Below are 24,231 nucleotides of genomic sequence, written 5' to 3'. Positions count from 1 at the left end.
AGCGCTGCCAAGCGCACAAAGGATTGAGCCATGGCTAAATGGCTCAATCCTTTTCTATTATTTGTTTATTTGTCATATTTCTTAACCCAATTATATAACTGCATTTCGGTTACCGGACCGTTATAATGTTCTCTAATAATTCCCTGTTTATCAATAACAAATGTTTCAGGCTGCCCCGTAACATTATATAATTTGGAAACTTTGGCATTATAATCAAATAAATAGGTCATTCCCTCTTGATTTTTTTTGGTAACCTTATTGATTCTATCCATCGTTTCTCCGCGGTTTATCATGATTAACGGATACTTATTACTATAATCTTTTTGAAAGGCCGCCAGCTCTGGGAATTCTTCCTTACAAGGTGCACACCAGCTGGCAAAATAATTCAATATAACCACTTCGCCCTTATAATCTGTAAGTTTCGTTTTGCTGCCGTCCAAATTGGGCAGTTTGAAATTATAAGCCTTATCTCCCACATCTGTATGTTTGCCCTTCGTTACTAAACTATAACCAAAAAAGCCAAACATCCCTACAATAAGAATCATTACGAGCAATTTGCTAACTTGCTTGTTCATCGGACTTCCTCCTGACGCAGTTCAACATTTATTTATCAAGCTGCTTTAAGAATTCGATTTCCTTCTTAAGTTTGTCATGCCTTTTTCCAATGATAAACATATAACTAAAAATGACCACCCAAGCAACGGAATACGCACCTAACATATATTCATAATTCATGCTTCATTCCTCCTATTTATCTAATGTTTCTCTTAATTTTTCTTTATACTGATCCACTTTAATTTTCATATTTTCAAATGAAACACCTTTATGAAGAAGATAAGAATAAAGAATCGTAAAAGCCGTGATGGTAACAAGCAGTGCGACTAACATCGTATCCTCAATACCGCCGCCCTTTTGCGACGGGCCTTCACCAAACACAATTGGATGGAATTTTGTCTGCCACCAGCGAATCGCGAAAAACACAATCGGAACGTCCGCAAACCCAATGATGCCAAAAACCGAAGCAAGACGAGCTTTCTTATCCCAAACACCATCCATTTGACGAATCATAATATAGGCAACGTATATAAAGAAAAGAATTAACGTCGTAATCAACCGTGGTTCCCATACCCACCAAGTATTCCAGGCGGACCTAGCCCAGATCGGCCCTGTTGTTAATACGATGATGGTAAAGACTACACCGATTTCTGCAGAAACATAGGCATAGGTATCAAATATTCTTTTCCGTTTGATTAAAAACAAAATACTAAACACAAAGGTTACAAAAAAGGCTAGAAATGCAAGCCATGCAGAACTCACATGGAAATAAAAGATTTTTTGTGCAGCACGCATGGTTGTTTCTTCGGCTGCAAAAATAAAGATAAAATAAAGGGAAACCAGCATAGAAATAACGGATGCGCCAAACAAAACTTTCGATAGATATACTCCTCTAGTGTCAGTCAGGCGGGACTCAGAAAGCACCGCTTTTTCTCGTTCGAGATTTATACTCATCACTTAAACCTCCAGCACATAATCGATTAATAAGAAACAAACTACAAAGAAAATCACATCGTAAGCAGAAACCAATTGAATCCATGCTATTGCACTAGGGAGTTTTTCCATATTGGTTAAAATAATTTTCGTTGCCTGAACAACACCAATTAAGATAGGAGTTGTTATGGGAAATAACAATAACGGCAGCAGCATTTCACTGCTTTTTGAATTGGCAGCGAGAGCTGCTAAAAAAGTACCAATGGCGATAAATCCAAAACTCCCTAAGAAAACGACTAAAATAAAATACGGAAGGCTGCCAAAAAACTTAAAATCAAATAATAAGAATAAAAACGGAATAGCAACAAGTTCGACTACAAGAATCATGGAGAAATTTGCGAGGAATTTCCCAATATAAATACTCGCAGCCTCCATTGGAGCAACTAATAAACCCTGCATGGTATCATTTCGCTGCTCAGCTATAAATGACCGATTTAGTCCTAATATTCCTGCAAACACAATAATGACCCAGATAACCCCTGGAATAACTGCTTTAGTTGTGTTATTAGCAGGATCAAAAGCAAAACTGAATACAACAATAACAAGTCCTGCAAAGATAATTTGGGTAACTAAAATTTGTTTTGTTTTAAGTTCTGAATATAAATCCTTTTTGGCAAGAAGGAGAGCTGTTCGAAATAAATTCATGAAACTCCCTCCACCTGCATTTCATATTTTTCTGAAACAAGGTCTAAATTACGATTCTTGATTTTAAAATCATCGACAATTTTTCCGTTCTTCACAATGATAATTCGGTCACAAATTTCAGATGCCTGTTTGAAATCGTGAGTTACCATTAATGTGGTCGCACCATTTTCTTTCATCGAATGAATAACATTATTTAAGATTGATATAGCGCCTTGATCCAAACCGGTATGGGGCTCATCCAAAAGGAGAACCTCAGGGTCATGGACAATTGCCCTTGCAATGGCAATTCTTTGGATCATTCCCCGAGAAAAATTCTTAACCGGTTCATTTAAGAAAAAGGATAGCCCAACGTCCTTCACAAGTTTCATCGCTCTTTGTTCTACATCCTTCATCCCATATACATTTCCGAAGAATACAAGATTTTCTAATGGAGAGTAATGATCATATAGCAAACTGGAATGGGGTAAATATCCAATTAACCTTTTTATTTCAATATGGTTCTTTTTAAGATCTAAACCATTTATTCTGACAATACCTGATGTCGGTTTAATTAGAGTTGCCAGCACCTTTAGTAAGGTACTTTTACCAGCACCATTTGGTCCAAGGATGGCTACCGTTTCCCCTTCTTTTACCTGGAGGTCTACACCACGTAAGATTAGCTTATTATCAGCTTGCTTCGTCAGATTCTTTATATCTATCATTCGAGTTCCTCCCCCTGCCAGCGCTACTCTATGAAATGACGTAAATTTAATTTCACTTGAACTAAATGCTGTTTATACGCGTCCAGCTTGGCATGATATTCACCCTCTGAAAGCATTCCATCCCCAAAGGTCTCTTCGAGTTCAATAATTTTATCCATAATGGCCTTCTGTTTAGCCATTAATAGTTTGAAAGCTTTTTCTTCCTTATCTGCGTCAAGTCTTTCCTCCTCCAATCTCGCCTTTCTTTTGAAATAGGCAAAATAGGAGATTCCGGCGATGATGATGGCTCCTAAAATAATTAAGAAAACATGTGGATTAAAGCGGTGTAATGGCGATTGTGCCCACATTCTAAGATGACCTGGATTATGAAAAGCCGGTGCTGTGTGAGTTACGGCACTATTTTTTGAACTGTCACTTGTTGTTTGAGCTTGTTTTGTCTCATCCGCTGCAGGCTGTACATCTTTGTTATATACTAGCGAGAAGCTTTGACCTGCCTTAAGACCTTCAATGCTATAGCCAAAATAGTTTTGATCATCGAATTTAAATCGTCCTTGACTTGTAGCTTGGACGCCTTTTGTTTCAATGCTTCCCATTCCTTCAGGAACAAGAATTTGCATCATTTGAACTTGATAATCTACCGTTAGTGAAATCTCCTTGCTTTTTTCCATTCGATAGCTGTAAGGGAGCACCTGTGTTTGATTGGCTTGGACAGGAGTTGTCGTAATAAAGCCCTCTTCTACCTGTTTAAAGGCAATTTTATGATCTAAAAAATTTAGGTCTTTTGCTCCTTTAGGCAGAGTTACCTTTAAAACGGCCTCATCTGAACCGTCACCTTTATATTCTTCAGATGATGTATTCGTGTAATTTACCATATTCATCATATTTGTTGACCCATCTTCAGCTGGGCTGACAACAATGTAATGCATATCAATGGAAACTTTTGATTCAGATCCTGCTAAACCGTTTATTGGAATAAGCAGCACTAGTCCAAGGAGGAGAATGGTGATTTTTTTTATCACTTTCCTTCCCCCTTTTTCTCTTGATAGTTTTTCATTTGAGCCTCAATTTCTTTTTCCACTTCAGCCATTAAATCTTTATCAATTTGTGCTGCGATTGTAAGTTCTTCTTCTTTCATAATTCCTGCTACTTCTGCTTCATATTGTTTCTTTAAATTTTTATAATCAGCCTGTGAGATTTTATCCATTTTGTATTCAAACTCTAATTCATTCAAGGTCGTTAGCAGTGCTTCCTTTGTGGAAACTAAATCTTGACCTTTTCCACCGACGTTTAAATATGTATCCCACATAAAATAAGGTGATAATATTAAAAACAGGCAAGTAAGCGCTAATAAGGCCGTAAAGATCATCGAAATAATTGAGATATCGTGCATTATATTCACATCCTAAAGATACTTTTTGCGTTCTTCATCGATCATGGAAGAAAGAATTTCTCCTTCAACTTCATCTTCCGTGTTCAGAAAATCAGTGATTAGTTCTACTTTTCCTTTTCTCTTCACCCATTTACGAATGATAAAATATAATGCTATCGCTGCAACGCCCAATACCGCAAAAGGAATAGCCCAGGCAGTTAAGCTAAAACCGCTTTTCTCCGGAGCAGTTAAGATTTCTTCTCCATAAATATTGACATAGTACTCACGGATTTTATCTTTATCCCAGCCTTTTTTCATCATGCCGACTAAATCCTTTTTAAATTCAGTAGTTAGATTGCAGGTATTGGGATCACATTCATAATGATCTTGACCGCATCCGCAAGTACAGGCGAATTGAGAGGCTACTGCTTTAAATTCAGCTGATTTATAGTCAAACTCTTTTGCTTCTACACGAAAAAATGATCCTTGAAAAATAAATGCTATAATTAGGAGCCCTAGATAAATTTTATTTTTCATATTAAGACACCTCTTTGCGAATTCCAGTGTATCTTGGAGTGACATTGCCATATTTTCCGTTCCATACGGCGAATAGAGCACCAATTACTATCATAATGGAACCAAACCATAACCAATTCATCATTGGATTAACCTTAACAACGAACGTTGCCTTGCCATCATCTTCCCAAGCACTCAATACAATATATAAATCTTCTTTAATCGATGAAATTATGGCTACTTCTGATGATGGCTGTTCCCAGTTTCCATAAAAAACTTTTTCCGGCTGGAAAGTACCAAGTTTTTTTCCATCTCTAAATACAGTCACGTCTGCATAAACGATATCGTTTATGCCTTCTTTTTTCTGATCAAGGCGATCGTAATTAATTCGGTAATCCTTTAATTCAATCGATTGGCCTAACGCGACTGTTTTCATTGTTTCTAAATCATAGTTTTGTGAACCGATAATCCCCATTGTAATAAAGGCAATTCCAAGATGGACGATATATCCCCCATATCTGCGGCGATTACGAATCATTAAACGGAATAAAGCCGTAATTGGCGCTTCTTTTGTCATCTTCCTTCTTGCTTTAACTCCTCGATAAAACTCTAGGAAGTGAGTGATTAATAGTAGAATAATAACTCCATAGCCAATAACAGCCCATGCTTTTTGAATACCAAGTACAATCATTAGTACCATGCCGGCTACGGCAAGAATAGAAGGTATTAAGAAATTTTTCCTTAGATTTTTTATTGTTGATCTTTGCCAAGCAAGCATTGGACAAACGGCCATAACAAACATCATCGATAAAAGGATTGGTGCTTCTACTTTATTAAAAAATGGAAGTCCGACAGTTACTTTCGTACCGCGAACCGCTTCTGATACCAGCGGGAAAATCGTTCCCCAGAAAACAGCAAAGGCTGCTCCTACTAGCAATAGATTATTTATTAAGAAACTGCTTTCTTTTGAAACAAAGGATTGGAATTCACCGGCACTGCGCTTCAACATGTTGTAACGGCTCATTAAAACGTATAATGCAAGAATTACAGCAACGCCCATAAATATTAAGAAATATAATCCTAAATTCGAATTGGCAAAAGCATGGACAGATGTCAGAACACCACTGCGGACGAGGAAAGTTCCAAATAATGTAAGAGCATAAGAAACGATGATTAAGCTAATATTCCATATTTTCAACATGTTTTTTCGTTCTTGAATCATGACGGAGTGCAGAAATGCAGTAGCTGTCAGCCATGGCATAAACGAAGCATTTTCAACCGGATCCCATGCCCAATATCCGCCCCAGCCGAGCTCAACATATGCCCATTGACCACCAAAAATATTTCCGAGACTTAAAAATAACCAAGCAATAATCGTCCAGCGCCTAGTCATTTTAATCCAGAAATCATCAACGTTTTTGAGAATTAACGCAGACATAGCAAACGCAAAGGGTACAGCAAGACCCACATAACCAAGGTAGAGAGTAACTGGATGGATGATCATTCCAGGATTTTGAAGCATAGGGTTTAAGCCTTTACCCTCAATCGGAATTGTATCTAACAGAACGAATGGTTTTGCGACAAATCCTAGGATAAAGAAGAAGAAAACCGCATTTGCTAAAAGAATAGCTGAGATGTATGGAACCATCGGGTTACTCTTCATTTTCCTTGAAAAAGCAATCATAATGGAGTAAAGGGTAAGGAAGAATGTCCACAGTAACAGAGAGCCAGCATTACCTGCCCAAAGCGCAGTCAGTTTATAGATGATTGGAAGCTCACTGCTCGTATAATCAGTTACATATTCATATTGGAATTGTGATGTTGCTAAAAGGTAGAAAAGGGAAAGCATCGCCATTAAAGCACAAACAAATAATGCTATCATTCCGCCTTTACCACTGTTAACCAGCCTCTGATTTTTCGTACTAATTCCCAAAGTAATAATAAGCAGTGAATATATGGAAACAGCTAATCCTATATAAATTGTTGCGTTTGCAAATAAATACATTTCGTCACCTTCTTATGTTTGCCTGTTATTTTTCTTTCGGTGGTTGATTTAGCTTATCCTTATGTGTTTCTGGATCATAGTTCTTCATATCTTTTCCTTCATATTTAGAAGGGCATCTCGTTTTGACCGTTTCTGCGACGAATGTGTCTTTCTTTGTTGGAGCACCTTGAAGAATGGTGATGACTCCCTCTGAGAAGTTATCCGGTTTTGGCCCTTTGTGAATCACGTGCATGATATTACCGTCGTTGTCCTTTACATCAAAATTCAATTCAATTTTGTCAGGATTCCATTTAATAGAGTCCTCAATTAATAGCCCTTCTACCGTAACAAAATCGTCTTTATGTTGATCTTGGGTTGCAAGAAGCTCTTTCATGGTCAATTCGATTCCACTTGAACCTGGGGTAGCTGCCATTAATAGAAAAACAATGGCTCCTGCAATAATAAAGCCGCCGAGCATTACAAGTGTGTTCTTTTTCATCCTTCTCACCTCATTAAATTAATTTTTTCATTTCTTCTTCGTACATTTCCTGATCAATCTTTCCGGTTAAAAGCTTTTTACGAAGTTCTTTTTTCTCTTCTTCATTTGCAGTTTTATGCTCATTTTTTCCATTTGTTGGTTTTTTCGGTTGTTGTTTATTATGTTTGGTTATCTTTGTTGGTCTTTGTAAGTTCCCTTTTAGTCCTAAGAAAACAAAGGCACCGGCAATTATAATTGCAATCCCAATAATTGATGCTCCTCCGACTCCGATAATTGGCTGATTAGAATTATCGCTTCCGCCTTTTTTAACTTGATCTGTCGCTGTTCCAATAACACCTGAATGGTTTTCATCATTTGGGGGCTGCTGCTTGTTTATCACTTCCATCGTTGATTCTGTCCCACCTTTTTTATATGTGAAGGAGTATATTAAACTATCAGCTGCTTTTACATTTTTATATTGGTAGTAATATAGTTCTTCTCCATATTCACTTTTTGAATTATTTTGCGGCTTCGGTTCAAGCTTGATATCTTTTGCATTCATGGGAGCATAAAAGATAACATCCAACAGCTCTATATCAGCATTTTTTTGAAGTTCGTATGTAAAGCTTTTGTTGTCCTTTACGTCAACAGACTTGGAATAATATTCGATAACAAATTTATATGTTTCGTTACTCTTTATCGGCTTCGCTGGATTCCAGGTGATAAGCCCATTTTCTTTATCAACATCATAGGGCCGCTGGACCTCTGGCTTATTTTCTTCTGGAAATTCTGCAACCAAATAGGCTTCGAAACCTTTTTCCATAGCGGGAACTGGTATTTCAATTTTCCCATCATAATCTTGGCCGCTTTTGTTTGTAATCGTGCCGTACTGGCCTACTAGTAATGAAGGAATATCTCGGGATCCCCAATCCTCTGGGTAATCAAATTCTGGCATTACTTGTATCTGCATTTCCTTAAAAGGAAATTTTTCGGCTTGAAACACTGTTTCGGCACTAGCCTTTGGAATGATAAAGTTTGTAAAAAATGCTCCAATTACTAAAAATGCCAACAACCTCTTTTTAAGCATATTAATCCTCCTTGACCTTTGAAAAGCTGAGTAATTTTTACTATAGTCCTCTTTGAAACAAATATAATCGTTAGTGAATCCTCTTTGTTGAACCACTCTTGAACATTTTGTTAAAGGACAAAAAACGTTGCGTTTTCGTCAAAAAACAACCACAAATTAGACACATTTGAAAAAAAAAGAAAAAAACCTTAAATCTACCAAGTAGATTTAAGGTTACACTTTCATCATTTTTTCTCCCAAGATCGAATATAGGAAACAATATCAGAAATATCTTTTTCTTTAAGCTGTCTTGCACCGTCAAGACTCTTTAAAGAGGGACCCATTCGTGTTTCTTCACGGCCGTAGGCAATATCAATCCAAATTTGCTTATCGGTTGTATACCTCAAATACATTGGATTTGACAATGCAGTTCCCATTCTTTGCTTCCCTGAACCAGTTTCTCCATGACAAGTTAAACAATACAGATTATATTTTTCTTTGCCTTTTTCCGGATTACCAGAAACCGTTTTTGGAGTATCAAATTTAATCTCCTCGGTGTGCCATTCCCTCATGAATGCAACAAGATTTTTCAAATCCTTTTCCGATACCCCTGATCCAAAAGCCCTCATCGCAGTCGCTTCTCTGCCGAATTTAACATAATTATAAAGATCTTTATCAGATACAGAACTTAAAAAATGTTGATTGTTTATTGCTGTCCCAGCTTTTGAACCTTCACCTTTTCCGGTTTTACCATGACATATAAGACAGTTTTTATTGTATACTTTTTCCCCCGCAGCGATTGACTTAGAGTTCTTGGCATTAAAAAGATCGCTATTCTCGATACAAAAAGTAATTCCAATAATAATCAAAATGTAACTTCCGATTAATATTTTTTTCATGGGTTACTCCTTTACTTTGGTTCCGGTGTTGGAGTTGGCTCCCCAAAATCTTCGTATTTTCTTGTGATTAAATCATATATTTTACTTGGACTTTTTCCGTCAAGATGCATTTCTACCGCCTCCCGGGCGATATTGACACATGTGTCTCATGCTATACCATGTGAATCCCATTCTTCCACGGCATTTTCTCCACCCATTTGTCCAACAAAGCAATCTAGATTGCTCTTATGTCCATCGCTCACACAGCCGCAATAGCAAGGAACTTGCGCTACCACCTCTGGATAGCTTGCTGCCATTATATAGGTCTCTTGAATTTTCTCTGAAGAATTTAACACATAATCAGGGAGCGGCTTATGTTTTTTATTAAGCGTTAGATCTTCTATTTTTGAACTACAGCCAGCCGCGATGATAGCCATTACAATGGCTAGAAATAAAAGAGATGTTATTCGTTTCATGTTCTGTATACCCCCTTCCCTTTCATTTATTTTTTCAAATTCATTTTAGCAAATAGAAAATGGCTGAATTGTTATTAATTCTTACTATTTCGTGAAGTTTTAAAGATAATTAAATGTAAAACGCTGAAAATCCCTTTTCGGTATCTTCAGCGATTTCAATCTACATATTCATCATGTCATGACCATCATGACTTACAGTTCCAATTGAAGGATCGACCATCCCAAAAATCATGGCCACGTGGGCAACCACTAAGAACATCCCAACGAAAAAGGCATGAATTTTCAACTTTTCCTCTGCGGTTTTGTTTTTGTAAATAAGCCCCAAATCTAAGAGGGCCATCCCTAATAATGGTACAATTCCAAGCAAGTAAAAGGTCACCCCTATTACATCAATCCAGCCTTTCCATTCTCCATTTACGGTTAATGGAATGTACGCTGTCTTCATTAAGTAAACGAAAATTCCTGTGAAATAAAAACCAGCTATAATACTTACTATCTTATTAACTTTTCTTAAGCCCCCATTTAAATTTCGGGTAAAAAGGATACCTAATTCTGTAATCGCTATGGTTTCGGCACAGATGACTGGAATCGCCATAAAAATGATTAAATTCCAGGGCTGATTGTCTGCTAATATTCCCATATAATGCGTCATGTTCATTTTTATCTTCTCCTTTAGGTTGATTACACTCTTAATCTAAATAAAAAGTGTGCAGAAACTTAGGAGAAACTTTGGAGAATTTGTTAAAAATAAAAAAGCCTTAGAACCGTTTTTGCGGTCTAAAGCTTTTTTTCTCTTTTATTATGCTCTTGATACGTATGAAGCTTCTGCTGTATTGATAATTAATCGATCGCCTTGGTTAACGAAGAAAGGTACTTGAACAGTTAAACCAGTTTCTAGTGTTGCAGGCTTCGTACCGCCGGAAGCAGTGTCACCTTTAATTCCTGGTTCTGTTTCCGTTACTTCTAGTTCAACAGTGTTTGGCAATTCTACACCGAGAGTTTCATGATTAAACATCATAATATGAATTTCCATATTTTCCTTTAAAAACTTTAATTCATATTCAATGTTATTAGCAGGGAGTTCCACTTGTTCGTAGGAATCCATATCCATAAACACATGTTGGTCACCGCTTGCATAAAGATATTGCATTTTGCGGTTATCGATTTGTGCTTTTTCAACCTTTTCACCCGCACGGAATGTTTTTTCTTGAATAGCTCCATTGCGAAGGTTACGCAGTTTGGAACGAACAAACGCCGCTCCCTTCCCTGGCTTCACGTGTTGGAAATCAATGACGCGCCAAAGGCCGCCATCTACTTCAATAGTTAATCCTGTACGAAAATCGTTAACAGAAATCATGTTTAAATCCTCCTATGTTCGTTACAAAATAATTAGATCTTTCGTTGAATGAGTAAGTGCTTCGTTATGATCCTTGGTAATTAAGGTATCATCTTCAATCCGAACCCCGCCAAGACCTGGAATGTATATACCAGGTTCACAAGTAACGACCATTCCTGGTTCTAAAACGAGATCAGATTTGCTGGATAGACCAGGACCTTCATGGACCTCTAAACCAATTCCATGACCTGTTGAATGCCCGAAATATTCTCCATAACCTTTTTCGGTGATGTAGTCTCTCGTTAAAGCATCTGCTTGCTTTCCAGTAATCCCAGGTTTAATACCATCCATACCACGTAATTGGGACTCAAGAACGATATTATAAATTTCCTTCAGCTTTGCATCAGGCTCACCAACAGCAACTGTTCTTGTGATATCGGAAACATATCCCTTGTAATACGCACCGTAATCAAGTGTTACCATGTCACCTTTTTCGATTACTTTGTCACTTGCTACACCATGCGGAAGTGCAGAGCGATGTCCAGACGCAACAATGGTATCAAAAGAAGATGAAGTTGCTCCAGCTTTTCTCATAAAGAATTCTAACTCATTCGATACTTCCAGTTCAGTTTTCCCTGGACGAATAAAATCTAAAATATGTTTAAATGCAGCATCAGCAATATCCGCTGCTTCCTTTAATATCTTAATCTCTGCATCGGCCTTAATCAAGCGTAATTTTTCCACTACCCCTGAAACCGGAACAAGTTCAGCTTCAACTTCTTTGTCATATACTTTAAAGGAAGAGTAAGTTAAATAATCCTCTTCAATTCCAAGCTTTTGAATGCCTAAATTTTTTGCTTGCTGGGCCACTTCCTCAGGAATGGAACCAGAAAACTTAATAATTTCAAAACCGTCGCATTGTTTCGAAGCCTGCTCAATATAGCGAAAATCAGTGATAAAAAGAGCTTTATTTGCACTGATTAAAACAACCCCTGCAGAACCTGTGAAATTTGATATGTACCGGCGATTATACGAGCTTGTAATTAAGATTCCATCAATCCCATATGCACCAAAGCTTGATCGTAATTTTTCTAATTTCTCCATCGTTCCCACTCTCCTTTTCAAATCCAAACGAAGACACAAATATTTTATCACAACCAGCGGAATCCGACTAATTACAAATTAAGATGATGCCTCATTCTCTTGTGCTATATTATTTTGGTACTCATAATTAATCGAATATCCAATAAAGATTCCATATACGATATAAATACAAATAGACGTAATAATGGTATCTCTGCTTAAATCAAAAAATGGTTTTATCCCAGGAAAAAGAGGATTTAGGACAAAGAATACCAATAGGTACAAAATAAGCCCGTAAACGATGCCAAACCAGAATCCTTTCAGTTTCCTTAAAACGAAATAGTATATAAATGCTGCCACGACTGAAATAATTCCTAGTAATAAAATGGAAATTATCGTTCCCTGCCATTGTGTCTTCCAATCCCCAAAAGCCCAAGGCTCTAGGATTACATTAGGATTAATTTCCGTAAAACTTAAATAATTCGCGAGATATCCAATAAACCCCCAAAAAATACCACCAAATAAACCAGTCCAAAAGACCATTACAGGAAAAGACATTGGTTTTGGATAATCATCTGTCTTAAGTATATTAGCCATTACCATAAACCTCCAATTTTAACTTTCAAACAAAAGCTTTTTTTACAAAACATGTATGCACTTGAATAAATTCCACCTTATTATGTCCCTAGGGTTTCATTCCCTTGCATGCAAAAAAAAAATTACTAAATTTAGATGGAAAAATTATGTCATTCCTAGAGGTTTTTTCATTTTTCTAGTAGAATACATTTAAGTACATACAGATTTATCATTTCTGCTATTGTGCAACTTTTGTAATAGGTTGGTGTTCACTTATGTCCCATACTCAAAAACCCGTATATGGCGGTCAAGCCGTTGTAGAAGGAGTCATGTTTGGCGGAAAACATCATTATGTGACCGCGGTTCGCAGAAAAGATCATTCTGTAGAATATTTCCATTTGCCCCGAAAAAGCAACCCTTATTTTTCATTTTTGAAAAAAATACCGTTTATTAGAGGGATTATTGCCATAATTGAGGCAAGTGCGAATGGCTCCAAACACTTAAACTTTTCCACGGAAAGATTTGATTTAGACCCAAAAGAAGATGCGAAAATAAAAGAAAAAGAAGTCTCCAAATTAACGATGTATCTTGGAGTTGCTGTGATAGGAGTCATTTCATTTTTATTTGGTAAATTCGCTTTCACTCTAATTCCGGTTTTCTTAGCAGAACTAACGAAACCCATCTTCCCATCAGATGTTGCTCAAGTATTAGTAGAAGGGTTGTTTAAGCTTCTACTGCTCCTTTCCTATATTTATTTTGTTTCACTTACTCCTCTTATTAAAAGGGTGTTTCAATATCATGGGGCTGAGCATAAAGTAATTAATACCTTCGAAGCTGGGGTCGAATTGACAATTGAAAATGTTCAGTCACACTCACGACTTCATTATCGATGTGGCAGCAGTTTCATCCTATTTACAGTCATTGTCGGCGTTTTTGTCTATTTACTTGTACCAACATCGCCGCTTTGGTTACGCATTGTCGACCGACTTCTTTTAATACCAGTTGTATTAGGTATTGCGTTTGAAGTCTTGCAAATTACCAACAAACTCAGAGATATTCCAGTACTGAAATACCTAGGTCTGCCGGGACTTTGGTTACAGCTTTTAACGACTAAAGAACCAAATGATGATCAGGTGGAAGTGGCAATCCTTTCCTTTAATGAATTGTTAAGAAGAGAAAAGGAATCTGAGATCTCTTTTGAAAAGGAAGAAATTGTTTAATCTTTGATTTAACGGGTTTAAAAGGTTAAAAAAATGCTTATGATGCTCTTAGGGAGGTGGCTTTCTTGAAAAATCGGACATCCGTGTTTGTTGTTGGCGGTCTTATCATTCTTGCTTTATTGGGTATTTATGGCTCTTTTACAGCTAATCCTGCCGGTTTCATTCAGAGAATAGCTGTCATCGCATTGATCGGTTTAATCATATATTTCGTTGTGCGGAAATTTTCAAATTCGAGCCCCCAGAAAAGAGAGCAGAGGGCATTTCTTAAAGCAGCAAAACAATCGAAGAAACGATTGCAGCAGAAGGGTGGAGATGCCTCTGTTAAAGGCTCTGCCCATGGGACTTTAACCTCATTAAAGAAAAGCAGCAAGACGAAAAAGAAATCTCCTGCTCATCTCACTGTCATTGATGGGAAAAAGAATAAAAAGAAAAATCGAGCATCTTTTTAGATGCTCGATTTTTTAATAACACCATGTCTTCAAAAACTGATTAGCCTGCTCTTTTCCTAACTCAAACAGTTTTTGTTTCTTCTCATCTGTTAAATGGAACTCCAATGAGAAAAATCCATCAGTTGGAATAAAGATGATATTTTTTGCATGTTTTTTGGAAATGTACCTTGCATCATGGGCATCCTTCATGGTCTCGAACAAGGCTCCCATTAATTGAATGCCATTGTTTATTTTGTGTTTTTTATGTTCGTATTCATCTGGACTTAGCTTGATTCCCAGGACAGGCCTTACTTTTTGAATATTTTCCTTATCAAACAGCCACATCGGGAAATTACTTAGGACCCCACCATCCACTAAAATGTTCGAACGCATTTTAACAGGTTCAAAAAAATATGGAATGCTGCAGCTCATTCTAATTGCTTTTGCGACTTGAAAGGAACCAGGGTCGATTCCGTATTTTACTAAATCATCTGGCAAAACGACCATTTGACCATTTGATAAGTCCGAAGCAATTACTCTTAAAGATTGGGGAGGTAAATCGGAAAAGGTACTTATTCCCTTAGCTTCCAGCTTATTTTTCATCCAGTTTTCAAACTTTTTCCCTTTATAAAGACCGAGCTTCCAATAAACAGATAGCCATTTAATAAATGGTATTGGAATGAATGTTTTGCGGGCATCAAGCATTTTTGATATATCCAGCTCATCTATCATTTGATAAATTTCTTTGCTTGTGTAGCCGGCAGCAATTAGTGCTGCCACGATTGATCCTGCACTGGTCCCTGCAACCCTGACAAACTGTATTCCTCTGCTTTCAATTTCTTCGCAGGCTCCTACAAGTGCAAAGCCTTTCATTCCTCCCCCAGAAAAAACGCCGTCTATTTTCATGGCAGCCACTCCCAAGATGAAGTCATTGTTACATTTTTAATCGGCTTGTTAGCAAAATAGTACGACGGACAAAGAAAAAATTTTTTGTGAAGGGTGTAGAAAAGTTTTAAAAGAAAGGAGATTTTTATATGGCAGCTTCGGAAAAGAATTTACGGACTTGCAGCCAAGGACACAAATATTATAAAAGCAGCGATTGTCCAACCTGCCCGACTTGTGAGCAAGAACGTAAACCTGAAAGTGGATTTCTTTCATTGCTCTCAGCTCCAGCAAGGCGAGCTTTGGAAAACAATGGGATAACTTCGTTACAGACGTTATCAAAATATAGTGAAAAAGAAATTTTGCACTTTCATGGAATGGGGCCATCATCTATTCCTAAACTTAGGTCTGAATTAAAGGAAAATGGATTGACATTTAAGAGCTAAAAAAGAACATCGCCTTGGACGATGTTCTTTTGTGTTTAATTAGATTCGTTTTGCTCCAATGTATCTTGGCTTCCAATAGCTGTTGCTTGTATAGGTAATGATTACACCTTTAGATGATGATGCCATAACCATTTTCCCTGCTCCAATATAAATCGCAACGTGATCTGGTCTGCTTGCTTTTGTTGGTGCAAAGAACATTAGGTCCCCAACTTGTAATGAACTAACGCGGTACCCTTTTGTGTAATACATGTCAGCCGCTGTTCTTGGCAATACTTTACCTGCTTGTCCGAACGAATATTTAACTAGACCAGAACAGTCGAAGCCTCTTGGTGTAATGCCGCCATATCGATATGGAACGCCGAGATTGGCTTTTGCTACCGAAATTGCTTTTGTATGATAATATGCCGCTTCTGCTTTATCACCCGCAGTGGCAAACAAAGAAGTTGTTATTGTAGCTGTAATTACTAAAGCTGCGATAAGATTCTTCAACATTTGTTAGTCCCCCTTGGAGTGATTTGATACTCATACTATACAAGGAAAGAGTAACAGCGAGGTCACAGCCAGATTACAGTTGCGTTACAAAAGTTATTCTAAAATAACTTTGTTTCGAGTGTGAATTAGAGGATCAATATGCTCTATATGCTGTCTAAATAAAAAGAACGAATGGAAATTACCATCCATTCGCTCCGAAATGTTCTATAATCCACATTTTAATTGGGCATTACAATTTGTACAAGTATTACAGCCGCCAATTTCTTTTACTTTTCCTTTTCGGCAGACTGGGCATGTGTTGCCAACTTCAGATCCAATAGTCACGTCAGTTGAACGAAGATCACTGATCGTATCAACTAGAACGACATGCTGCTTTGGTTTTTCATCAAACATGGATAACTGCTCATTAGTGTTCTCTTCTGCTTTCAGTGTAAGTACTTGAGAATCACGTGAACCGTCTACATAGACAGTACCGCCTTTTGCACCGCCGCGGTAGAGACGCTCATATACCTTTTCAACTTGTTCTACACTGTAGCCTTTTGGCGCGTTAACTGTTTTACTGATAGAACTGTCAATCCAGCGCTGGATGACGCATTGAACATCAGCATGGGCTTCAGGAGCAAGCTCCATTGCTGTAACAAACCATTTTGGCAAATTGTTTGGATTTGCTTCAGGATGCGTCTCAAGATATTCTTGAACAATATCTGCATTTACTTCAATAAATTTGCCTAGACGTCCGCTTCGGAAGTAGGAGAATGAGAAATAAGGCTCTAATCCGGTTGAAACACCAACCATTGTTCCAGTTGATCCTGTAGGAGCAACAGTCAGCAAATGAGAATTTCTAATTCCGCTTTCTAAAATAGAAACGCGGATGTCTTCAGGCATTTTTTTCATATACCCAGTTTCAATGAAAGCATGTCGTAAACGATTTGTTTCTTCATATGTTTCACCGTTTAAGAATGGGAAGCTTCCTTTTTCTTTCGCCAATTCAACTGATGTTTTATATGCAGTAGTTGCTATTGTTTCAAAAACCTCATCAACTAGTTTGTTACCTTCTGGTGAACCATACTCTGTTTCACAGTAGATAAGTAGATCATGTAAACCCATAACTCCAAGACCAACACGACGTTCACCTAGAGCTTGCTTTTTATTTTCTTCCAAGAAATATGGAGTAGCATTGATGACGTTGTCCTGCATGCGGACACCAACAGCTACGGTACTCTTTAATTTTTCAAAGTCAACTGTTCTTGTTTCCTTATCAGCCATTTCAGCAAGATTAACTGCTGCAAGGTTACATACTGAAAACGGTGCGAGAGGTTGTTCACCACACGGGTTTGTCGCTACTACTTGCTGACCATATGCTTTCGCATTTGTCATGTCGTTTGCGTTATCAATAAAGAATATTCCTGGTTCAGCAGAGTAGGTTGCGCAGATGTTTATTAGATTCCATAGCTCTTTTGCTTTGATCTTTTTATAAACACGCACTTTATAACCGAGCTTTTCCCACTCACGAACATCTCCAACTTTATGCCATTCTTCGTTGTAGAATTTCATTTCCTCTTCATTATAGTGCTCAACATATGGGAAACGTAGTTCATATTCACTATTGTTTTCAACAGCTTCCATAAATTCTTTTGTTAAACAAACAGAGATGTTTGCACCCGTTAAGAATTCAGAATTATGAACTGTAAAATTACCGCCCGTTGAAAGCTTTTCTTCTGCCTCAGCAATTATGGAATCACTGAAACCGCCTAATCCAGGGATGTTTTTATAATTGACAATTCCTTGGTACATCGCCGTTTCCTGAAGAGTCAATGGTGTGAACTTTAGCTTATCTTTAGCATGTTTTTTAATTGTTTCATCGTTTGTATTTTCAATTAAGAATCGTAGAATTCTAGGGTTTTGCATTTTTGAAATAATGAATTCAATGATATCTGGATGCCAATCAGCCAGCATGATCATCTGCGCGCCCCTGCGGCTGCCTCCTTGTTCGACTAAGTGAGTCAACTTCGCAATATCATCCAGCCACGAAACCGAACCAGATGATTTTCCATTAACGCCTCTTGCAAGGGTGTTTCGCGGTCTTAATGTCGAACCATTAGTTCCAACACCGCCGCCGCGGCTCATGATCTCCATGACCTGTTTCCGGTGGTCAGAAATACCTTCACGGGAGTCTGGTACAAAAGGCATTACGTAACAATTAAAGAATGTTACCTCAGTGCCTGATCCTGCTCCGTAAAGGACACGCCCGGCAGGAATGAAGTTCATATTCACAAGCTCCTGATAAAACTTCTCTGTCCACTCAATCCGCTTCTCTTCCGTTTCTTCAACAGAAGCAAGACCTGTAGCATTCCTTTTTGCAATCTGCTCATAAAAAAGCTCCAGCGGCTTCTCGATTACATCGAGAGAGCGCCAGATAATTCCTGTTTCAGATTCCTGCTGATCATCCAAGACGCCTCTGAATTCCTCCTCCACCAAAACCTTTGCCTTTTTCTTTTCCCAATCTATTTCCTTTATTGTACCAAGCCCTCTAGCTGGAAATTTCGGATCCTCTTTAATCGTTAAAACAACAAAGTCACCATTCGTCAGGGTAATTTTTGCAGTATCTTTAAAGGTATAGCGGTCTAGCATGACCAATCGAGAAACGCCCTTGTGGGTTATTTTCATATCTGGGGTTACTGGGTGCACCTGGGGAAACAAGCGGATGTCCTCATTTAACCTCTCAAAATCGATATTCATTTTTTGTCTAAAAACTATAGACATGAAAACAACTCCTTCAATTTATAAATTCTGTATATTGTGTTAGATTCTAGTAAGCTATGCTATATCTAGTTGTCTTAATAAACATAAGTTAACATAGAATTACTGAACAAATCAACTAAAACTCAATATATGGTACCGAAAATATTTTCGACACTACTACATATTGTAGATTAGACAAAAAACAATTATTTTGTCAAACTTAAAATACACTAGATTTTTGAGCAAAATAAAGATTTCTTTGGTTTTTCGGCAAAAAACAGCATTTTTTAACATATTTTGCGGTTTGAGAATTATTTTTTTATCCAAATACAGGCATACAAATTTATTTGCGTGGTCCAAAATGATATTATAAAGCAATAGATTTTTGGGAGGGCTAAAAATGCTGGCTGAAATAAAAAAGGACGGAAACGGCTATATAGCAAATTTTGAACGTCATTTAAACCATTCGGTGGAAGATGTATGGTCATATTTAACCGATAATGACAAACTGCCAAAATGGTTCCCAGAGCTTCGAGTAGATGAGCTTCGTGAGGGCGGAGTCATTAAATTTAATATGGGCGATGGCACTTTTATCGAGATGAAGATTACAGAGCTAAAAATGCAATCGATATTGGAATATACTTGGGCAGAGGATCTAGTTCGGTTTGAACTTTATCCTGAGAATGAGGGCTGTAAGTTAGTCTTAAATGAAAAATTAACTAAGATTACCGCCCATACACCACGGGACCTTGCCGGATGGCATGTATGCTTAGATGTCATCCATGCCCTGCTCGATGGACGGACTATTGAATCTCGAAAAGATGAGTGGCAGAAATGGTATGATAAATATTCAGAGTCAGTCGAGAAAATTGCACATTAATAAATGTAAAAGCGAACCAAATTAAAAGTAGGTTCGCCTTTATTTTTGTGGTTATCTCAATAAGTGATTTTTATCGTTTATAATTCCACTCATCATTCTCATAGCGTTCTTTTGCAATTTTTTCAACATAGGCAAGCTCTTCTTCTGTTAACTGATATGGTTCAAGCTCAATATTCAGTCCTTCGGCAAAGCCTTTATAAAAAGCCTCCTTGGCCTCTTCTAGCGTTATTTTTCTTGGACTAATCGCATTAATCGCGACGGCCTTATCTTTGAAAGCCTTCTTCATCCGTTCCTTTACACGGTCATTCGGATACTTGAATAAGCTAAACAGCTTATCTTCATCTAAATCTAATAATATCGAACCATGCTGGAGAATGACTCCCTTTTGTCTAGTTTGTGCACTGCCAGCTACCTTACGGCCTTCAACCACCAGTTCATACCAGCTCGGGGCGTCAAAGCAGACTGCCGAGCGGGGATTTTTCAAGGCATCTCGTTCTTCTGCTGTTTTCGGAACAGCAAAATAGGCTTCTAACCCTAAATGTTGAAATCCTTTTAAAATACCTTCTGAAATCACCCGATAAGCCTCTGTGACCGTTTTCGGCATCTCTGGATGGTCTTCTGATACGATTACACTATATGTAAGCTCATGCTCATGAAGGACGCCGCGTCCGCCGGTTGGTCTTCTGACAAAGCCTAACTGATGTGCCTTCACTGCCTCCATATCGATTTCTTTTTCTACTTTTTGAAAATAACCAACAGATAGCGTTGGCGGATTCCAGCCATAGAAGCGAATGACCGGCGGGATTTTCCCTTCGCTGTGCCAGTCAAGAAGTGCCTCATCTAATGCCATATTAAAGGATGGTGAACTATTTCCCGTATCAATAAAACGCCAAACTTCTTTTTCCATGCAAAAACCTCATTTTTGTAAAATTATTTCGATATTAAGTCTACCAAAATCTGATAGGAATTCAAAATGAGATGATTCTGCTATAATATTTTTAGGCACTCTTTAAAGATTTTTTTCCATTCATCTTTATCTTTCCGAGTTTGGCTTATATAATAAATACTAGTGCAGCAAAGCTTGAAAGGAGCAAAAAGGAATTGAATTCACTTTATTTCTTATTAATCGTTATCGCAGCAGTTATTATTTACACCGTTTTCACGTATTTCTACCAAAAAAGGATTGTCAAAACGATAACTGAAGAAGATTTTCGTGCAGGTTATCGGAAGGCACAGCTAATAGATGTTCGTGAACCGAACGAGTTCGAAGGCGGTCATATTCTAGGCGCACGTAATATTCCAATGTCACAAATGAGAATGCGCATGAAAGAAATTCGCTCTGACATGCCTGTTTATCTTTATTGTCAAAGCGGCATGCGCAGCGCCCGTGCAGCCCAATTTTTACACCGCAAAGGCTATAAAGATTTAACTCAGCTCCAAGGTGGATTTAAAAAATGGTCTGGAAAAGTAAAAGCGAAGAAATAAATTTGAGGTTCCGGAATTAGTTTCCGGTTCCTTTTTTTATGAATGGACAATTTTTTATGGGTTTTAGACATTTTTAAACCACTTCGGACATTTTTAAGAAGTGTTTGGACATTTTTATCACTGCTTTGGACATTCAAACATTTTTTTCCAATAAAAAGGGATGATTCTCAAACGAATCATCCCTAAACTTATTATGCCTTTTGATATTTCAATACTGGTTTACGCGCTGCAGTAGTTTCGTCCATGCGGCCGACCACAGTCGTATGCGGTGCCTCTTGAACAACCTCTGGATTTTCTTCTGCCTCTTTGGCAATTTGGATCATGATATCAACGAATGAATCCAAGGTTTCCTTTGATTCGGTTTCAGTCGGCTCAATCATAATACACTCTTCCACATTTAACGGGAAGTAAATGGTTGGCGGATGGTAGCCGAAATCAAGCAATCGCTTCGCGATATCAAGAGTACGCACGCCTAATTTTTTCTGACGACGGCCGCTTAAGACAAATTCATGTTTACAATGTCTATCAAACGGAAGATCATAATATTCAGCAAGCCTTCTCATCATATAGTTCGCATTCAAAACTGCATATTCTGTTACCGCCTTTAAGCCGTCTGGACCCATTGAACGGATATAAGTATAGGCGCGAACGTTGATGCCGAAGTTTCCGTAATATGGCTTTACACGTCCGATTGATTGTGGACGGTCATAATCTAATACATACTCTTCACCGCGTTTCGCGATTACAGGTTTTGGCAGGAATGGAATTAGGTCAGCCTTAACCCCAACAGGACCAGAACCTGGGCCGCCGCCTCCATGAGGGCCGGTAAAAGTCTTATGAAGATTTAAGTGAACGACGTCAAAGCCCATATCTCCAGGTCTAGCCTTAGATAAAACCGCATTTAAGTTGGCACCGTCATAATAAAGCTTACCACCAGCTTCGTGCACAATCTCAGCCATTTCAAGGATATTTTCTTCAAATAGGCCTAATGTATTTGGGTTGGTCAACATTAAAGCTGCCGTATCTTCACCAACTACTCTTCTTAAATCCTCAAGGTCAACAAGACCATTATCATTCGATTTAACTGTGATGGTTTCAAGACCTGCAACTGTTGCAGATGCTGGGTTCGTTCCGTGCGCTGAGTCAGGAACGATTACTTTGGTACGCTTCAAGTCGCCATTTGCTTCATGATAAGCACGGATCATCATTAATCCTGTCCATTCACCATGGGCACCTGCAGCCGGCTGAAGGGTTACTTCGTCCATTCCGGTAATTTCAATTAAATGTTCCTGCAAGTCATATAAAAGCTCTAGAGCGCCTTGGACAGAGCTTTCGTCCTGCAATGGATGCACATGGGCAAAACCATTAAAGCGGGCAACATTTTCATTGATTTTTGGATTATATTTCATTGTACAGGAGCCAAGCGGATAAAAGCCGGAATCTACCCCGTGATTTCTTCTTGATAAAGCAGTATAATGGCGCATGATATCAAGCTCAGATACTTCAGGAAGCTCTGGTTCATCAACACGTAAATATCCTTCTGGGAGAAGGCCATTTAGATCTGCTTCCGGAACATCCATTTCCGGCAGGCTGTATCCAATTCGGCCAAGTGTGCTTAGTTCAAAAATGAGCGCTTGATCTTGATTATGCATGCAAATCCCCCAATTCTTTCACTAGTGTATCTATTTCTTCCTTCGTTCTTTGCTCCGTAACCGCAATAAGCATATGGTTAGACAACTCAGGATAATCACGGCCTAAATCATAACCGCCAATGATTCCTTTTTGTAAGAGCTGTTGATTGACTTCTTTAACAGGATTATTTAATTTGACCACAAATTCGTTAAATGAATGGCCATCATAAATAACTTCAAGCCCTGCTTCTTTAAAGGCATTTTTCGCATAATGCGCCTTCTGTAAATTGGCTGCAGCCATTTCTCGAACGCCTTTTTTACCAAGAGCCGTCATGGCAACTGACGCAGCAAGTGCATTCAGCGCTTGGTTAGAACAAATGTTAGAAGTTGCTTTATCACGACGGATATGCTGTTCACGTGCCTGAAGGGTTAATACAAAACCGCGGCGGCCTTGGTCATCGGTTGTCTGTCCAACAAGACGACCAGGTACTTTACGCATTAATTTAGTGGTTACAGCGAAAAATCCGCAGTGTGGTCCACCAAAGGCAGTTGGAATTCCGAACGGCTGTGCATCACCAATCACGATATCAGCACCGAATTTCCCAGGTGGTGTCAATACTCCAAGTGATAATGGATTGCTTGAAACAACAAACAACGCTTTATGTTCATGAATGATTTCTTCCAGTTCTGTCATAGGTTCGATTCTTCCGAAAAAGTTCGGATATTGAACGATAACAGCAGCAACATCGGAATTCACTAATCCTTTTAAAGCCTCAACATCAGTGACACCGTCTTTTAAAGGAACTTCTACTACGTCAAGATATTGACCCTTTGCGTAAGTCTTTAATACTTCACGGGACTCTGGATGTACCGCACTTGATACAACAATCGTCTTGCGCTTTGTATGACCCGCACTTAGCATCGCTGCTTCAGCAAGAGCAGTTCCACCATCATACATTGAAGAGTTAGCAACATCCATTCCTGTTAATTCACAAATCATCGTTTGGAATTCAAAAATGGCTTGGAGTTCACCCTGTGAAATCTCTGGCTGATATGGTGTATAGGCTGTATAGAATTCTGACCTAGAAATGACATGGTCTACAATTACAGGCATGTAATGGTCATAAACTCCGGCACCTAAGAAAGAAACATTTCTTTTTAGGTCTGCATTACGGCTTGCCATGTTAAAAAGTTCTTTCATTAATGCCGTTTCTGATTTTGCTGCTTTTATATTATATTCACCTTTAAATCTCACTTTTTCAGGGATATCACTAAACAGCTCATCAATGGAGGAAACACCAATCGTTTCAAGCATAGCCTTCTTATCTTGTTCAGTCATTGGTAAATAACGATGTTTCATAAAACTAGC

At 38.2% G+C, this 24,231-nt stretch carries 28 protein-coding genes; 5 read left to right on the top strand and 23 right to left on the bottom strand.

All coding sequences use genetic code 11. The features are described 5' to 3' along the window. Positions 1 to 65 precede the first annotated feature (65 nt). The 17 genes from ACIFOT_RS29760 to ACIFOT_RS29680 all read right to left on the bottom strand — a co-directional run bounded on the left by ACIFOT_RS29760 (position 66) and on the right by ACIFOT_RS29680 (position 12,677). The gene (locus ACIFOT_RS29760; protein WP_430071827.1) at positions 66 to 575 is read right to left on the bottom strand and encodes a TlpA family protein disulfide reductase; all 510 of its coding nucleotides are present in this window, start codon (positions 573 to 575) and stop codon (positions 66 to 68) included. A 28-nt stretch (positions 576 to 603) separates the two neighbouring features. Beyond that, complete coding sequence (locus tag ACIFOT_RS29755) at positions 604 to 735, bottom strand: CcmD family protein (RefSeq protein ID WP_430071824.1); 132 nt, start codon at positions 733 to 735, stop codon at positions 604 to 606. A gap of 12 nt (positions 736 to 747) precedes the next feature. Further along, positions 748 to 1,509, bottom strand: a complete 762-nt coding sequence (locus tag ACIFOT_RS29750; RefSeq protein ID WP_430071821.1) for a cytochrome c biogenesis protein — start codon at positions 1,507 to 1,509, stop codon at positions 748 to 750. A 3-nt stretch (positions 1,510 to 1,512) separates the two neighbouring features. Next, positions 1,513 to 2,193 carry a heme exporter protein CcmB gene (locus ACIFOT_RS29745; protein WP_430071818.1) on the bottom strand — a complete coding sequence of 227 codons (681 nt, stop codon included), beginning with the start codon at positions 2,191 to 2,193 and terminating at the stop codon, positions 1,513 to 1,515. Continuing rightward, entirely contained in the window at positions 2,190 to 2,894 is a 705-nt protein-coding gene (ccmA, locus tag ACIFOT_RS29740) for a heme ABC exporter ATP-binding protein CcmA (protein WP_430071816.1), read from the bottom strand. The genes ACIFOT_RS29745 and ccmA overlap by 4 nt, the downstream gene beginning before the upstream one ends. 23 nt (positions 2,895 to 2,917) lie before the next feature. Next, positions 2,918 to 3,913, bottom strand: a complete 996-nt coding sequence (locus ACIFOT_RS29735; protein ID WP_430071814.1) for a hypothetical protein — start codon at positions 3,911 to 3,913, stop codon at positions 2,918 to 2,920. Further along, complete coding sequence (locus ACIFOT_RS29730; RefSeq protein ID WP_430071812.1) at positions 3,910 to 4,284, bottom strand: hypothetical protein; 375 nt, start codon at positions 4,282 to 4,284, stop codon at positions 3,910 to 3,912. The genes ACIFOT_RS29735 and ACIFOT_RS29730 overlap by 4 nt, the downstream gene beginning before the upstream one ends. A gap of 12 nt (positions 4,285 to 4,296) precedes the next feature. Further along, the gene (locus ACIFOT_RS29725) at positions 4,297 to 4,800 is read right to left on the bottom strand and encodes a cytochrome c-type biogenesis protein (protein ID WP_430071809.1); all 504 of its coding nucleotides are present in this window, start codon (positions 4,798 to 4,800) and stop codon (positions 4,297 to 4,299) included. A 1-nt stretch (position 4,801) separates the two neighbouring features. Beyond that, a complete protein-coding gene (locus tag ACIFOT_RS29720; RefSeq protein WP_430071807.1) occupies positions 4,802 to 6,784 on the bottom strand; it encodes a heme lyase CcmF/NrfE family subunit in 1,983 nt (660 codons plus the stop codon). 25 nt (positions 6,785 to 6,809) lie between these two features. After that, on the bottom strand, positions 6,810 to 7,262 hold the full coding sequence (locus ACIFOT_RS29715; RefSeq protein WP_430071804.1) for a cytochrome c maturation protein CcmE: 453 nt from the start codon (positions 7,260 to 7,262) through the stop codon (positions 6,810 to 6,812). 13 nt (positions 7,263 to 7,275) lie between these two features. Next, positions 7,276 to 8,328, bottom strand: a complete 1,053-nt coding sequence (locus tag ACIFOT_RS29710) for a hypothetical protein (RefSeq protein ID WP_430071802.1) — start codon at positions 8,326 to 8,328, stop codon at positions 7,276 to 7,278. 224 nt (positions 8,329 to 8,552) lie between these two features. After that, positions 8,553 to 9,206 carry a c-type cytochrome gene (locus tag ACIFOT_RS29705; RefSeq protein ID WP_430071799.1) on the bottom strand — a complete coding sequence of 218 codons (654 nt, stop codon included), beginning with the start codon at positions 9,204 to 9,206 and terminating at the stop codon, positions 8,553 to 8,555. An 11-nt stretch (positions 9,207 to 9,217) separates the two neighbouring features. Further along, positions 9,218 to 9,661 carry a PCYCGC motif-containing (lipo)protein gene (locus tag ACIFOT_RS29700; RefSeq protein WP_430071796.1) on the bottom strand — a complete coding sequence of 148 codons (444 nt, stop codon included), beginning with the start codon at positions 9,659 to 9,661 and terminating at the stop codon, positions 9,218 to 9,220. A 160-nt stretch (positions 9,662 to 9,821) separates the two neighbouring features. Continuing rightward, positions 9,822 to 10,319, bottom strand: coding sequence for a DUF6803 family protein (locus ACIFOT_RS29695; RefSeq protein ID WP_430071793.1), 498 nt, complete (start codon positions 10,317 to 10,319; stop codon positions 9,822 to 9,824). A gap of 141 nt (positions 10,320 to 10,460) precedes the next feature. Beyond that, positions 10,461 to 11,018 (bottom strand): elongation factor P, encoded by a 558-nt coding sequence (gene efp, locus ACIFOT_RS29690; RefSeq protein ID WP_430071790.1) that lies wholly within the window; start codon positions 11,016 to 11,018, stop codon positions 10,461 to 10,463. A 21-nt stretch (positions 11,019 to 11,039) separates the two neighbouring features. Beyond that, a complete protein-coding gene (locus ACIFOT_RS29685; RefSeq protein WP_430071788.1) occupies positions 11,040 to 12,101 on the bottom strand; it encodes a M24 family metallopeptidase in 1,062 nt (353 codons plus the stop codon). 78 nt (positions 12,102 to 12,179) lie between these two features. Further along, complete coding sequence (locus ACIFOT_RS29680) at positions 12,180 to 12,677, bottom strand: YqhR family membrane protein (protein WP_430071785.1); 498 nt, start codon at positions 12,675 to 12,677, stop codon at positions 12,180 to 12,182. 254 nt (positions 12,678 to 12,931) lie between these two features. Between ACIFOT_RS29680 and ACIFOT_RS29675 the strand changes: the two genes are divergently transcribed. Beyond that, positions 12,932 to 13,876 (top strand): DUF1385 domain-containing protein, encoded by a 945-nt coding sequence (locus ACIFOT_RS29675; RefSeq protein ID WP_430071782.1) that lies wholly within the window; start codon positions 12,932 to 12,934, stop codon positions 13,874 to 13,876. A gap of 56 nt (positions 13,877 to 13,932) precedes the next feature. Beyond that, positions 13,933 to 14,325: an SA1362 family protein gene (locus ACIFOT_RS29670; protein ID WP_430071780.1), complete on the top strand. Its 393-nt coding sequence runs from the start codon at positions 13,933 to 13,935 to the stop codon at positions 14,323 to 14,325. Between the two features lie 12 nt (positions 14,326 to 14,337). On the opposite strand, the gene ACIFOT_RS29665 is transcribed toward ACIFOT_RS29670, so the two are convergent. Continuing rightward, positions 14,338 to 15,210, bottom strand: coding sequence for a patatin-like phospholipase family protein (locus ACIFOT_RS29665; RefSeq protein WP_430071778.1), 873 nt, complete (start codon positions 15,208 to 15,210; stop codon positions 14,338 to 14,340). Positions 15,211 to 15,338: 128 nt separating this feature from the next. Here ACIFOT_RS29665 and ACIFOT_RS29660 point away from each other — a divergent pair, with 128 nt between their 5' ends. Further along, positions 15,339 to 15,632 carry an RNA polymerase alpha subunit C-terminal domain-containing protein gene (locus ACIFOT_RS29660; RefSeq protein ID WP_430071775.1) on the top strand — a complete coding sequence of 98 codons (294 nt, stop codon included), beginning with the start codon at positions 15,339 to 15,341 and terminating at the stop codon, positions 15,630 to 15,632. Positions 15,633 to 15,671: 39 nt separating this feature from the next. Here the strand turns inward: ACIFOT_RS29660 and ACIFOT_RS29655 are convergent, their stop codons facing one another. Both ACIFOT_RS29655 and ACIFOT_RS29650 read right to left on the bottom strand, forming a co-directional pair. Then, the gene (locus ACIFOT_RS29655; protein ID WP_430071772.1) at positions 15,672 to 16,124 is read right to left on the bottom strand and encodes a C40 family peptidase; all 453 of its coding nucleotides are present in this window, start codon (positions 16,122 to 16,124) and stop codon (positions 15,672 to 15,674) included. A 204-nt stretch (positions 16,125 to 16,328) separates the two neighbouring features. Further along, positions 16,329 to 18,887, bottom strand: a complete 2,559-nt coding sequence (locus tag ACIFOT_RS29650) for a vitamin B12-dependent ribonucleotide reductase (protein WP_430071769.1) — start codon at positions 18,885 to 18,887, stop codon at positions 16,329 to 16,331. A 379-nt stretch (positions 18,888 to 19,266) separates the two neighbouring features. Here ACIFOT_RS29650 and ACIFOT_RS29645 point away from each other — a divergent pair, with 379 nt between their 5' ends. Next, a complete protein-coding gene (locus ACIFOT_RS29645; RefSeq protein WP_430071766.1) occupies positions 19,267 to 19,746 on the top strand; it encodes an SRPBCC family protein in 480 nt (159 codons plus the stop codon). 70 nt (positions 19,747 to 19,816) lie between these two features. On the opposite strand, the gene ACIFOT_RS29640 is transcribed toward ACIFOT_RS29645, so the two are convergent. Beyond that, positions 19,817 to 20,653, bottom strand: coding sequence for a lipoate--protein ligase family protein (locus ACIFOT_RS29640; RefSeq protein ID WP_430071763.1), 837 nt, complete (start codon positions 20,651 to 20,653; stop codon positions 19,817 to 19,819). A gap of 194 nt (positions 20,654 to 20,847) precedes the next feature. Here ACIFOT_RS29640 and ACIFOT_RS29635 point away from each other — a divergent pair, with 194 nt between their 5' ends. Continuing rightward, positions 20,848 to 21,231: a rhodanese-like domain-containing protein gene (locus tag ACIFOT_RS29635; RefSeq protein WP_430071760.1), complete on the top strand. Its 384-nt coding sequence runs from the start codon at positions 20,848 to 20,850 to the stop codon at positions 21,229 to 21,231. 191 nt (positions 21,232 to 21,422) lie between these two features. Here the strand turns inward: ACIFOT_RS29635 and gcvPB are convergent, their stop codons facing one another. Together gcvPB and gcvPA are read right to left on the bottom strand one after the other, a co-directional pair. Beyond that, a complete protein-coding gene (gene gcvPB, locus ACIFOT_RS29630; RefSeq protein WP_430071757.1) occupies positions 21,423 to 22,883 on the bottom strand; it encodes an aminomethyl-transferring glycine dehydrogenase subunit GcvPB in 1,461 nt (486 codons plus the stop codon). Continuing rightward, positions 22,876 to 24,222 (bottom strand): aminomethyl-transferring glycine dehydrogenase subunit GcvPA, encoded by a 1,347-nt coding sequence (gene gcvPA, locus ACIFOT_RS29625; protein ID WP_430071754.1) that lies wholly within the window; start codon positions 24,220 to 24,222, stop codon positions 22,876 to 22,878. The genes gcvPB and gcvPA overlap by 8 nt, the downstream gene beginning before the upstream one ends. Positions 24,223 to 24,231: the final 9 nt, after the last annotated feature.

This window comes from Neobacillus sp. NRS-1170, from assembly GCF_050468025.1.
Note: the sequence above shows the minus strand (reverse complement) of the source record. Positions and strands in the feature narration are given on the sequence as shown.

Excerpts from the sequence above, each read along its gene's own strand:
- ACIFOT_RS29760 (WP_430071827.1), bottom strand. The coding sequence starts at position 575 with ATGAACAAGCAAGTTAGCAAATTGCTCGTAATGATTCTTATTGTAGGG.
- ACIFOT_RS29755 (WP_430071824.1), bottom strand. The coding sequence starts at position 735 with ATGAATTATGAATATATGTTAGGTGCGTATTCCGTTGCTTGGGTGGTC.
- ACIFOT_RS29750 (WP_430071821.1), bottom strand. The coding sequence starts at position 1,509 with ATGAGTATAAATCTCGAACGAGAAAAAGCGGTGCTTTCTGAGTCCCGC.
- ACIFOT_RS29745 (WP_430071818.1), bottom strand. The coding sequence starts at position 2,193 with ATGAATTTATTTCGAACAGCTCTCCTTCTTGCCAAAAAGGATTTATAT.
- ccmA (WP_430071816.1), bottom strand. The coding sequence starts at position 2,894 with ATGATAGATATAAAGAATCTGACGAAGCAAGCTGATAATAAGCTAATC.
- ACIFOT_RS29730 (WP_430071812.1), bottom strand. The coding sequence starts at position 4,284 with ATGCACGATATCTCAATTATTTCGATGATCTTTACGGCCTTATTAGCG.
- ACIFOT_RS29725 (WP_430071809.1), bottom strand. The coding sequence starts at position 4,800 with ATGAAAAATAAAATTTATCTAGGGCTCCTAATTATAGCATTTATTTTT.
- ACIFOT_RS29720 (WP_430071807.1), bottom strand. The coding sequence starts at position 6,784 with ATGTATTTATTTGCAAACGCAACAATTTATATAGGATTAGCTGTTTCC.
- ACIFOT_RS29715 (WP_430071804.1), bottom strand. The coding sequence starts at position 7,262 with ATGAAAAAGAACACACTTGTAATGCTCGGCGGCTTTATTATTGCAGGA.
- ACIFOT_RS29710 (WP_430071802.1), bottom strand. The coding sequence starts at position 8,328 with ATGCTTAAAAAGAGGTTGTTGGCATTTTTAGTAATTGGAGCATTTTTT.
- ACIFOT_RS29705 (WP_430071799.1), bottom strand. The coding sequence starts at position 9,206 with ATGAAAAAAATATTAATCGGAAGTTACATTTTGATTATTATTGGAATT.
- ACIFOT_RS29695 (WP_430071793.1), bottom strand. The coding sequence starts at position 10,319 with ATGAACATGACGCATTATATGGGAATATTAGCAGACAATCAGCCCTGG.
- efp (WP_430071790.1), bottom strand. The coding sequence starts at position 11,018 with ATGATTTCTGTTAACGATTTTCGTACAGGATTAACTATTGAAGTAGAT.
- ACIFOT_RS29685 (WP_430071788.1), bottom strand. The coding sequence starts at position 12,101 with ATGGAGAAATTAGAAAAATTACGATCAAGCTTTGGTGCATATGGGATT.
- ACIFOT_RS29680 (WP_430071785.1), bottom strand. The coding sequence starts at position 12,677 with ATGGCTAATATACTTAAGACAGATGATTATCCAAAACCAATGTCTTTT.
- ACIFOT_RS29675 (WP_430071782.1), top strand. The coding sequence starts at position 12,932 with ATGTCCCATACTCAAAAACCCGTATATGGCGGTCAAGCCGTTGTAGAA.
- ACIFOT_RS29665 (WP_430071778.1), bottom strand. The coding sequence starts at position 15,210 with ATGAAAATAGACGGCGTTTTTTCTGGGGGAGGAATGAAAGGCTTTGCA.
- ACIFOT_RS29660 (WP_430071775.1), top strand. The coding sequence starts at position 15,339 with ATGGCAGCTTCGGAAAAGAATTTACGGACTTGCAGCCAAGGACACAAA.
- ACIFOT_RS29655 (WP_430071772.1), bottom strand. The coding sequence starts at position 16,124 with ATGTTGAAGAATCTTATCGCAGCTTTAGTAATTACAGCTACAATAACA.
- ACIFOT_RS29650 (WP_430071769.1), bottom strand. The coding sequence starts at position 18,887 with ATGTCTATAGTTTTTAGACAAAAAATGAATATCGATTTTGAGAGGTTA.
- ACIFOT_RS29645 (WP_430071766.1), top strand. The coding sequence starts at position 19,267 with ATGCTGGCTGAAATAAAAAAGGACGGAAACGGCTATATAGCAAATTTT.
- ACIFOT_RS29640 (WP_430071763.1), bottom strand. The coding sequence starts at position 20,653 with ATGGAAAAAGAAGTTTGGCGTTTTATTGATACGGGAAATAGTTCACCA.
- gcvPB (WP_430071757.1), bottom strand. The coding sequence starts at position 22,883 with ATGCATAATCAAGATCAAGCGCTCATTTTTGAACTAAGCACACTTGGC.
- gcvPA (WP_430071754.1), bottom strand. The coding sequence starts at position 24,222 with ATGAAACATCGTTATTTACCAATGACTGAACAAGATAAGAAGGCTATG.